Raw genomic sequence first — 8,962 nt, forward strand, 5'->3', positions numbered from 1 at the left:
TTAATAAGATAAGGTGTTCGATTCGAAAACTTTTGCATCTTTTCCAGTTTTACGCCTTGATTCTTTAAGAAAACTGTTAAATGTTAATGGCCGGCCACTCATTTGTTAATGCGGTTCTGATTCTATTAAACCATGTTATAAGATACGTTGCTTTGACCTCAAAATTTGGAGATAACCGAAAAGTCCGTATCTTTGTACTGTGTTTTTCATAGTATTAGATTTAAGGTTAACAAAAGATTGGCTGTCTGGGATAGATAGCCTTTTTTTATGCCTGTAAGCCAACTGCAGACCGAAGAGATTAAAACAACGAATATTGGTTATCCCGCAGGCTTTTCATCTCCCGTTCCTTTACGATATCCTCTTCGGATAAATGACCGATAAGTAGCGGTGAGTTTTTATCATGTTTCCTCCTATTATATACTGCCGTGTTATAATTGCCTTTGATGGCATAACAATAAATACATCCGTTCAGACAACTTTCATAAGTTCCGATATCAATGCTTTCAATGCAGTTGCAGATGTTACGCTGGTTTTTATCCTTTTGGGCGAGGATGGAATAACCGATGATCTTTTCTATCAGATTCTTATCGATACACAGGCCGCTCGGAATACCCAAATGTCTTAAATCCACCTTCACAGTACAAGTATCCAACTGTATGTCGGGATAAGCGTCTATTGTTTTTTTAAAAGAGACAGCCATTTCTTCTATTTCCTCTTGAGTCAGCGGATAGATGTTGAATGACCGTACAGAGTTCCGGATATGCTGGTAATGATCTATGAATCCTAGCATACATTTGGCAGTGTGGTCTTTGAGTCCGTCGGCAATCCGGGCAAATGCTTCCTGATGGAAAGAAACATTGTATTCCTCGTTCGTCAGTATCGGATCGTATCTCCAGATCACCCTTTCCCTGCCGATTTTATCAGCCAGCTTTTTAAAGGTATCCATTCGTTTATCGATGGAGGGCAAATGATTTTCCAGCTTTTCTCCGTAAGGGTTAAGTGTAAATTGGAAGTAATAGTTGTAATCCTGCAATTTCTCCAGTTGGTTGAGCATAGGTGCCGGGTTCTTGGTCCAGAAAACAAAACAATCTACTACAGCAGGAGATAAAGAGATCTTGCTAATCATTTTCGGATGATATGGATTGGGCACTAATACATATCTTTCTTTAATCCGGTTAAAAAACCACTGGGAATAGAATGCCGGAATATCTGTCCGGCGGCTGGCACTGATTATCATAGTTCAAAGTTACAAAAAAAAAGCCGATGTTGTTTCAATGATGTCCCTTTTTTGTATTCTTACTTACCCAAGAAGTAACTTGTGTGAATGAATATGTTAAATGTTAACGTGTGAAGTCTGAAATGTTAATACGCTTCCCAGAGTATTAAACCCTGTTATAATATGGGCTGTTTAGGCTCTGAAATTTGCTATTTACCTGAAATATGGTACCTTTGTACAGTGTTTTTTTCATAAGTATTAGATTTAAGGTTAACAAAAGATTGGTTGCTCGTGATGAGTAGCCATTTTTTGTTTTTATACACTATGGTTGTTTATTCCTTAATCATAGTCAACAGCATCTTAAATCTCTCCACTGCTGTAAGGGCATGCGGCGCATTCGCCGGAAATACGATACTTTCTCCTGCTTTTACGGTGAACAGATTTCCGTTTACAGTAATATTCGCTACCCCTTCCAATACCTGCACGAGCGCATCAAACGGAGCACGATGTTCGCTTAACCCTTCTCCTTTGTCGAAAGAAAATAAAGTGATATTTCCTGCCGGACTTTTGATTAACTGTTTGCTGATGACGCCTCCTTCAGTATATTCAATGAGGGAAGCCAAATGGAGCACAACTCCTTTTTGAAATGATTGTTCCATATTTGTTTTATTTTTAAGTTAATATCATGTATAGAACACTTATCAAATATGCATTGTTTGTCTATAACAAAAAACGATTTTTATTGTTATAGTACGAAAGTCTCAATAAACTAACCATTATTATGAAGAAGAATATCTTATTGTTTGGAGCACTGATAGGTGCTTTCTTATTGGTTTCCTGTTCGGGAGGAAACAAGAAACAGGCTGCGTCCTCCGTCACTCCGGAGGAATTGGATAATGCCAGTAAAGTGATAAACTATTATCATACATCGCTCATCGTGTTGAGGCATGTAGCTAATGCAAAAGACGTAAATGCGGTCTTGGGATATATGGAACAGACAGGAAAAGTTCCTGAAGTATCTCCGATAGCACCGCCTGAAGTATCTGCCAGAGACACTGCGGAATTGATGGATCCGGGAGATTACTTTAATATAGAAGTCCGTCAGAATCTGAAGCAGAGTTATAGAGGACTTTTTAGTGCACGGACGCAATTCTATGATAATTTTAATAAGTTTCTCTCTTACAAGCAGGCCAAAGAGACAGCCAAGGCTGGCAAGCTCTTGGATGAAAACTACCGGCTAAGTGTAGAAATGTCCGAATATAAACAAGTGATTTTTGATATTCTAAGCCCGCTCACGGAACAGGCTGAAAAAGAACTTCTTGCCGACGAACCGTTGAAAGATCAGATCATGGCTATGCGTAAGATGTCCGGCACTGTGCAAAGCATCATGAATCTTTATTCCCGCAAACATGCGCTGGACGGTATGCGTATTGACATGAAGATGGCGGAACTGAAGAAGGAACTCGAAGCTGCAAAGAAGCTTCCTGCTGTGACAGGCTATGATGAAGAACAGAAAAACTATTCTAGTTTCCTGTCTTCTGTAGAATCGTTTATGAAAGATATGCAGAAAGCAAGGGATAAAGGCGCATATTCCGACGCAGATTACAATGCGATGTCGGAAGCCTACGAATATGGACTTTCCGTTATCTAAAGAATTCTTCCTCTGTTTGGATGTGAGCTGTAATCATGCTTCTTCAAGCAGAGGATGCTTTTTTTAATTAAGTAAAGAAGTCCTTTTTTTACTATCCCCTTTTAAACAGGAGTTTTACTTTTGCATTTGGATTAAGAAATAATATCTTTGTTATATGCAATCATTTCAATTGATAAAACCCTGTTTTGCACTGGCTCCCTATATACGGCATTACTGGATATTGCAAGACGACTCAATAGCCCCTGTTTCCGAACGGACTCTGCCTATTGGCTGCATGCAACTGGTATTCCATAAAGGGAAACAACTTCTTTTGTCGGGCGAGTCGGAGCTGCAACCCCAATCCTTTATTTCCGGACAATCGGTCGGTTTCTCGGATGTGATGTCTACAGGCAGGATAGAGATGATTACTGTTGTTTTCCAACCTTATGCGGTAAAAGCATTGTTTCACATACCCAGTCATCTGTTCCGCGGACAGAATGTAGACACCGGTGCGATGGAAGATGCAGAACTGTCGGACTTAGTAAAACAGGTCACGGATACTTCTGATAATGCAGTTTGTATTCGGTTGATAGAGCAGTTTTTTCTTCGTCGTTTATGCACTCTTCCCGAGTATAATCTCAAGCGCATGTCTGCTGTTTTCCATGAAATAAATCTCCGGCCGCAAATCAACATTTCTCATTTGTCGGAGACAGCCTGTTTGAGCAGCAAGCAATTCGGGCGTATCTTCACCGATTATGTCGGTACTACTCCCAAAGAATTTATTCGTATTATCCGTATGCAACGGGCGTTATTCATGCTGCAACAGGATGCTACTGTTCCTTTCGTACAAGTGGCTTATGAATGTGGCTTTTCCGATCAGTCTCACATGATAAAGGAATTCAAACTCTTTTCCGGTTATACCCCTGCGGAGTATCTTTCTGTATGTGCCCCTTATTCCGATTATTTCTCTAAACTCTGAAGATGTCTCTTTTTTCCTATCGGGCTTCCTCGTGTTACCCTACTTTTGCAATGTCTTTGCAAAGGCTTAGTAGTAACCATAAAAAAGAAACGAAATGAAAAAATTAATTGCATTTTTTGAGATTCCTGCTACCGATTTCCGTCGGGCTGTCGATTTTTACGAAACTGTGTTGGGTGTGCAACTTCCGACTTTTGAATGTGAAACAGAGAAAATGGCTTGTTTCACGGAAGAAGGTGAAACCGTCGGTGCAATATCTTATGCTTCAAACTTCGACTTTCTTCCTTCAACGCATGGCGTACTTATCCATTTCAACTGTGAGGATATTGAACAAACGTTGGAAAAAGTGCTTCTGAAAGGAGGGAAAGTGGTCATTCCCAAAACAAAGATTGAGGCAGACGATAAAGGATGGTTTGCCGTATTCACGGATAGTGAAGGAAACAGGATTGGCGTCTATGCTGAAAAATAGCAGGTAGGGAAGAGGGAACAGCCTGTCTGGAAGTGACTGCTGCTCCTTCATCCTCTTATCCGGATTATTCTACCGGAATATAGATCTCCGTCAGCAACTCTTCGGGAGGAGTGTCACATGGATTGTTCAGATAGCGCTCGGCACTGGCTTCATCACGCAGTGTACATTCCATTTCGGGCAGATACTTTCCGTAAATCGTATCGTATACAGCTTGCAGATTGTCATACGGTCCTTTGTAAAGGAAGATGGCATAACGTCCGGCTGGGATAACCTTGAATCCCACATCACTTTTGGGAGCAACTTTTACAGGCATCACCATGCATACGTCTGTACGCAGTTTCTCGGCTGGCGTCACTTTCGGATCATCGTGGTAAATGCAAAGCGGACTGAAATCTCCCATCGGCAGTTTTTGTTCTTTGATGAATTGGAATAAACGTCCCCAAGTGCCGCCGTAATCATTTAGTTTGTAGTCCCCTGTAAGGCGGATATAAATCACATTCCGTTCGGAGACATTTCTGATCTCTTTTTTTAGTTCCAGGTCTGGTCTGATAATCGCTGGTTTCATAATTACAAAGTTTTTATTGTTTCTATATTCTAAAGGTGAAATGCCATAAAATTGCTTGAACACTTTCGACAACGAAGAAGGAGATGAGTAGCCAATCCGGTAGGCGATGTCGGCAATCGGAATATCCGAGTAGCGGAGTAGGCGTGCGGCAGCTTCTGTCCGCGTCCGGACAATAAACGTACCAATCGGTTCACCGAGAAAAGCTTTCATGATCCGGTGAAAGTAAAAAGGAGAAAAGTTTGAAATTCTGGCCAGAGATTTTAAATCAATATCTTCTCCTAAATGTTGGATGATGTATTCCACTACCACATTTACGCACTTTTGATATTCTTCTTTCGTTGTTTTTTTCTGTTGCATAACTAATTTTGGTATTTCACTTCGCAAAGGTATTGGTAAAAAAGCGAAATGACTTGTCCGATATTGCGGAAATGTCAACTTTCTATTTTCTTTCTATGGTTTCCCTATACCTGTTTTGAGAATTTATTTTGATATATAATGTGCCTTCCAGTAGTGTTATGGTATGAACTATGACCGAGTTTTTAACCGTTAATTGCGAAATTGATTTTCTTGTTTTAAATAATGTCAAAAACTAAAATAAAAAATCTGGTTTTGTTGTAAACTATTGTTGAAATGACTATATTGTAACCGAATTATTAATAAAAATAGCCATGGATAAAACGATTGTAGGGAACAATGCCGGAAAGGTCTGGTATGCCCTGAAAGAAATTGGTGAAATTTCAATACCTGAATTGGCGAGAAGATTAAACCTAAGCGTAGAAAGTACAGCATTGGCCGCCGGTTGGTTGGCACGGGAGAACAAAATTTGTATCCAACGGAAAAATGGATTAATTGCTTTATCTGATGAAAGCGCTTTTCCCTTCAGCTTTGGATAATAGCAGGTTTTGTGAGTGAATATCTTAGAAGTTCCGTTAACTTATAAGTAAGAATATGTCCGTATAAGGTATCACAAGTTTAGTTTGAACTTAAGAAGTTTTATATTTAAAAGAGTTGCCCTATTATTGGGCAACTCTTTTAACGTATAATAAACGTATAAAAATGTCGAATCGTGTCCGGCTGCAGATAAAATTTATATACTTATATTTCATAATAATAATTGCCTGTTTTTTCTCTGGCAATTCTATTCCGGAGAATATTTTAGAATCCTACCCGTTTTCTTCCCAAGGAGAAATCCATTCCTTCGTAATTATAGATTTCAGCCAGTGTCATGGGATGTGTTTGTTCGGGAATATCCAGACTTTCTTCCTTAATCAGTTGGTTAACCTTATCAGTGGTCAGGTCTTTAAATTCATATCGGGCAGCCAAGCGTCCCTTTCTAAGCAATGCTTCGTCGATATCTTTTAGTGGAGCATTAAAGGTGCAGATAAATTTGATACACAATTCATCGCTCAACAGTCCGTCGCTGATATTCAGTATGTTGACTAATCCGGCATTCATACGGTTGCCTCCGTTGCGGCTTGATAATAGTTCTTCGCAATCTTCTACGATGAAGATAGAGTTCTTTTGTTGGCGGATAAAAGTGATAAAGCTCGGATCCGAAAGTTTATCTACCAGATCCCCACTCATATAAATCATTCTTTTTTTACCAAGATTAATGAGATGGCGGATATAAGTAGTTTTTCCTGTACCTTGTTTCCCATGCAAAATGATTAATCCGCTTTTGTTGTCCTCTAGCAGGAAGTGTTCGATTTCGGCAGCTACGGGAACAAAATCATCGTTATAGTGACGATCAATCTGAATAGCAGGTTCATTGACTTGCGATTGTTTCAGGCTGAAGTAGTTATGAGAGTATGTTACTATAAATAGATTGTTAAGTTTCTCATTTTCCTTCTTGTGATTTTCGCAAATCTGATTGAGATGATTGATTTCCTCTTCGTCGATATTGGAATAGACAATCTTTACGCAATTATCAAAATAGCCGATCATTAAATTCTTTTTGCAGATAACGATACAGTCGTATAACTCTTTTGTACCTGTATTGTCTTCTTCTTCTTCCTCCTCTTCTTCTTTTTCATTTTCAAAATGATTGCAGTACACATGCTCGAATATATCGAACGCGTCATCTTGCTGATAAAGTTCCTTGATTTCTTTCAGAAAATCCTGGTTTACTTTATATTTCACCATTTTCATGGAAGGGAATCGTTTGAATATCTGATAGAATAGACTACAAATGCTACTGTCGCTGAACCATCCTGTGGAGTAATCAAAAATATCTGTGAAATCTGCGAGTGTGTATTCTTTACTCATTTTTTCTTTTTATATAAATCGAGTGGCAAAGGTACGAAATAAATCCATGATATGAACTGATCCGATTTATCATTTTCTCGAAAAACATAGGTGTGGATAGTTTCTTGTATTTATATCAAAGAGAAATCCTGCCTTCTGCAAGTGTTTTTTCATATTCATTTCTCATGTTCTCATAGGTGATATGATAACGGCTTGTAAATCAATAATATAATACTATGAGAAATAAAAGATAAAGTGGTATTTCTCATAGTATTTCCCTCATTTCTCCTTAAAAATGATGCATTTCTCATAGGTTTCCAATCATTTCTCCTCTTATTCTCATGCTGCTTTTATCTGTTTAGCTCATTTCTCATGCATGATGGCTGTGGCTTTTTCCGGACTCTCTCCGGATTTATGATTATTCCTTTCCTTATGCCGTTTATTAATCAACTTCCTATTGTTTACTGCTTTTCTGTGTATCATTCTCCTTGTATCTTCATGTTTTTCCTTAATCATAGCCGTTTTTTCCTGCTACTATCTGTATCGTTGCACTCCAGTGAACAAATCATTCCACTCTAGTGAACGGTTCTTTCCACTTTAGTGCACAGACCTGTTCACTGTAGTGCAACGATACAGATGCCGGTAGGAAAATATGCTAATGTCTGCTCTATATACTTCCAACAAGCACTGATAATATATTGTAAAGCGGTGTGTAGTCTGGTATTCAACTTGATCTTTAGCCCGGAATCCAGCTTGAGAATTTATAGGATAAATAGTCAAAATACTATGAGAAATGCCTTGATAAGTTATGAGAAACAGGTTGTTTTATGTACAAAATGCGTGTCATACTATGAGAAATGCCGTTTTGTATTTAATTTCTCATAGTATTATATTATTGATTTACAAAAGATTATTGTGCATGTTATGAGAATATGAGAAATGAAAAAGAAAAATCCTTTTCAGTAAGATCGAAGATTCTACGCATCATTCTCATACAAGTATCATATTAATGAATCAAACTTAGAAACGGAACTCGCTATAAAACCACTATCTCTTATATCTATCTTTCTTTCCTCTTATATTTATGACCTGATTCTTTAATTGCCCCCTAACGCAAATTGATCCCCGGTGCACTTACGCGCCCGCGTGTGATATAATAATGTGTAGCTCTCCGGTTGTTTCCGCACACACCCCACCCATATTTAAAAAATATGTTCTACAACATCGTTCTTCCTCAGCACTTTAGCAAATGTATTCAAAAATAATTAGAAAAAATCGTTTGATATATTTGGATTGTATACCAAAAGGGGCTACTTTTGCACCCGCTTTCCAAGAGAAGAAAGCCTTGAAAAATTGACTTAGTGAAAAAGCGGAATCCCCCTTAAAGAAAAGAACAAAAAACTTCCGAAAAAGTTTGGATTATACTGAATAAAGTTCTTATCTTTGCAGTCCGATTCGCAAAGAAAACCGGCGAGTTCTTCTTTCATACATTCTTTCCCTTTCGCATAGAGAGCCAGAGAAATCGAGTAAAAAGAAAAACTGAAAAAAAACTTCCGAAAAAGTTTGGTAGTTAAAAATAAAGCCCTTACCTTTGCACCCGCTTTTAAAACGAAAGCAACAAGTTCTTTGAAATATTGATAAACAATACAAGTAGTACAAGTAAAAATAGAACCGTCAATACTTGTCTTATTCAGTAGCGATACAGTTAAGACTAATAGGTATTTGAATAAGGTCAATAAAATTACGGCGTCCTGAACAGAGCAAAAAGTCATCTTAACTGATGATAAAAATACTTTTACAATGAAGAGTTTGATCCTGGCTCAGGATGAACGCTAGCTACAGGCTTAACACATGCAAGTCGA

Annotated in this window: 8 protein-coding genes and 1 rRNA gene; 5 read left to right on the plus strand and 4 right to left on the minus strand. The window is 38.3% G+C overall.

Going from position 1 to position 8,962, the window contains the following annotated elements:
- Window positions 1–298 precede the first annotated feature (298 nt).
- On the minus strand, window positions 299–1,237 hold the full coding sequence (locus tag I2I13_RS16995; protein WP_074559087.1) for a DUF1848 domain-containing protein: 939 nt from the start codon (window positions 1,235–1,237) through the stop codon (window positions 299–301).
- A gap of 311 nt (window positions 1,238–1,548) precedes the next feature.
- Complete coding sequence (locus I2I13_RS17000) at window positions 1,549–1,875, minus strand: cupin domain-containing protein (protein WP_195650060.1); 327 nt, start codon at window positions 1,873–1,875, stop codon at window positions 1,549–1,551.
- A 122-nt stretch (window positions 1,876–1,997) separates the two neighbouring features.
- Between I2I13_RS17000 and I2I13_RS17005 the strand changes: the two genes are divergently transcribed.
- The 3 genes from I2I13_RS17005 to I2I13_RS17015 all read left to right on the plus strand — a co-directional run bounded on the left by I2I13_RS17005 (window position 1,998) and on the right by I2I13_RS17015 (window position 4,291).
- Window positions 1,998–2,867: a hypothetical protein gene (locus tag I2I13_RS17005; RefSeq protein ID WP_148365024.1), complete on the plus strand. Its 870-nt coding sequence runs from the start codon at window positions 1,998–2,000 to the stop codon at window positions 2,865–2,867.
- A gap of 154 nt (window positions 2,868–3,021) precedes the next feature.
- Entirely contained in the window at window positions 3,022–3,825 is an 804-nt protein-coding gene (locus tag I2I13_RS17010; RefSeq protein ID WP_195650061.1) for a helix-turn-helix domain-containing protein, read from the plus strand.
- A 94-nt stretch (window positions 3,826–3,919) separates the two neighbouring features.
- The gene (locus I2I13_RS17015) at window positions 3,920–4,291 is read left to right on the plus strand and encodes a VOC family protein (RefSeq protein ID WP_004296844.1); all 372 of its coding nucleotides are present in this window, start codon (window positions 3,920–3,922) and stop codon (window positions 4,289–4,291) included.
- Window positions 4,292–4,355: 64 nt separating this feature from the next.
- Here I2I13_RS17015 and I2I13_RS17020 read toward each other — a convergent pair whose 3' ends face one another.
- Complete coding sequence (locus I2I13_RS17020; protein WP_148365022.1) at window positions 4,356–5,213, minus strand: GyrI-like domain-containing protein; 858 nt, start codon at window positions 5,211–5,213, stop codon at window positions 4,356–4,358.
- A 311-nt stretch (window positions 5,214–5,524) separates the two neighbouring features.
- Here I2I13_RS17020 and I2I13_RS17025 point away from each other — a divergent pair, with 311 nt between their 5' ends.
- Window positions 5,525–5,749 carry a winged helix-turn-helix domain-containing protein gene (locus tag I2I13_RS17025; protein WP_004296847.1) on the plus strand — a complete coding sequence of 75 codons (225 nt, stop codon included), beginning with the start codon at window positions 5,525–5,527 and terminating at the stop codon, window positions 5,747–5,749.
- Window positions 5,750–6,011: 262 nt separating this feature from the next.
- Here I2I13_RS17025 and I2I13_RS17030 read toward each other — a convergent pair whose 3' ends face one another.
- Window positions 6,012–7,121 (minus strand): AAA family ATPase, encoded by a 1,110-nt coding sequence (locus tag I2I13_RS17030; protein ID WP_195650062.1) that lies wholly within the window; start codon window positions 7,119–7,121, stop codon window positions 6,012–6,014.
- Between the two features lie 1,776 nt (window positions 7,122–8,897).
- Here I2I13_RS17030 and I2I13_RS17035 point away from each other — a divergent pair.
- Window positions 8,898–8,962 (plus strand): 16S ribosomal RNA (locus tag I2I13_RS17035); the annotation flags it as partial.

The organism is Bacteroides sp. D55t1_190419_B8, from assembly GCF_015558905.1.
In the GTDB taxonomy this organism is placed as follows: Bacteria; Bacteroidota; Bacteroidia; order Bacteroidales; family Bacteroidaceae; genus Bacteroides; species Bacteroides vicugnae.

Bases quoted from the DNA above. Each gene is read 5' to 3' on its own strand.
- I2I13_RS16995 (WP_074559087.1), bottom strand. From the start codon at position 1,237: ATGATAATCAGTGCCAGCCGCCGGACAGATATTCCGGCATTCTATTCC.
- I2I13_RS17000 (WP_195650060.1), bottom strand. From the start codon at position 1,875: ATGGAACAATCATTTCAAAAAGGAGTTGTGCTCCATTTGGCTTCCCTC.
- I2I13_RS17005 (WP_148365024.1), top strand. From the start codon at position 1,998: ATGAAGAAGAATATCTTATTGTTTGGAGCACTGATAGGTGCTTTCTTA.
- I2I13_RS17010 (WP_195650061.1), top strand. From the start codon at position 3,022: ATGCAATCATTTCAATTGATAAAACCCTGTTTTGCACTGGCTCCCTAT.
- I2I13_RS17015 (WP_004296844.1), top strand. From the start codon at position 3,920: ATGAAAAAATTAATTGCATTTTTTGAGATTCCTGCTACCGATTTCCGT.
- I2I13_RS17020 (WP_148365022.1), bottom strand. From the start codon at position 5,213: ATGCAACAGAAAAAAACAACGAAAGAAGAATATCAAAAGTGCGTAAAT.
- I2I13_RS17025 (WP_004296847.1), top strand. From the start codon at position 5,525: ATGGATAAAACGATTGTAGGGAACAATGCCGGAAAGGTCTGGTATGCC.
- I2I13_RS17030 (WP_195650062.1), bottom strand. From the start codon at position 7,121: ATGAGTAAAGAATACACACTCGCAGATTTCACAGATATTTTTGATTAC.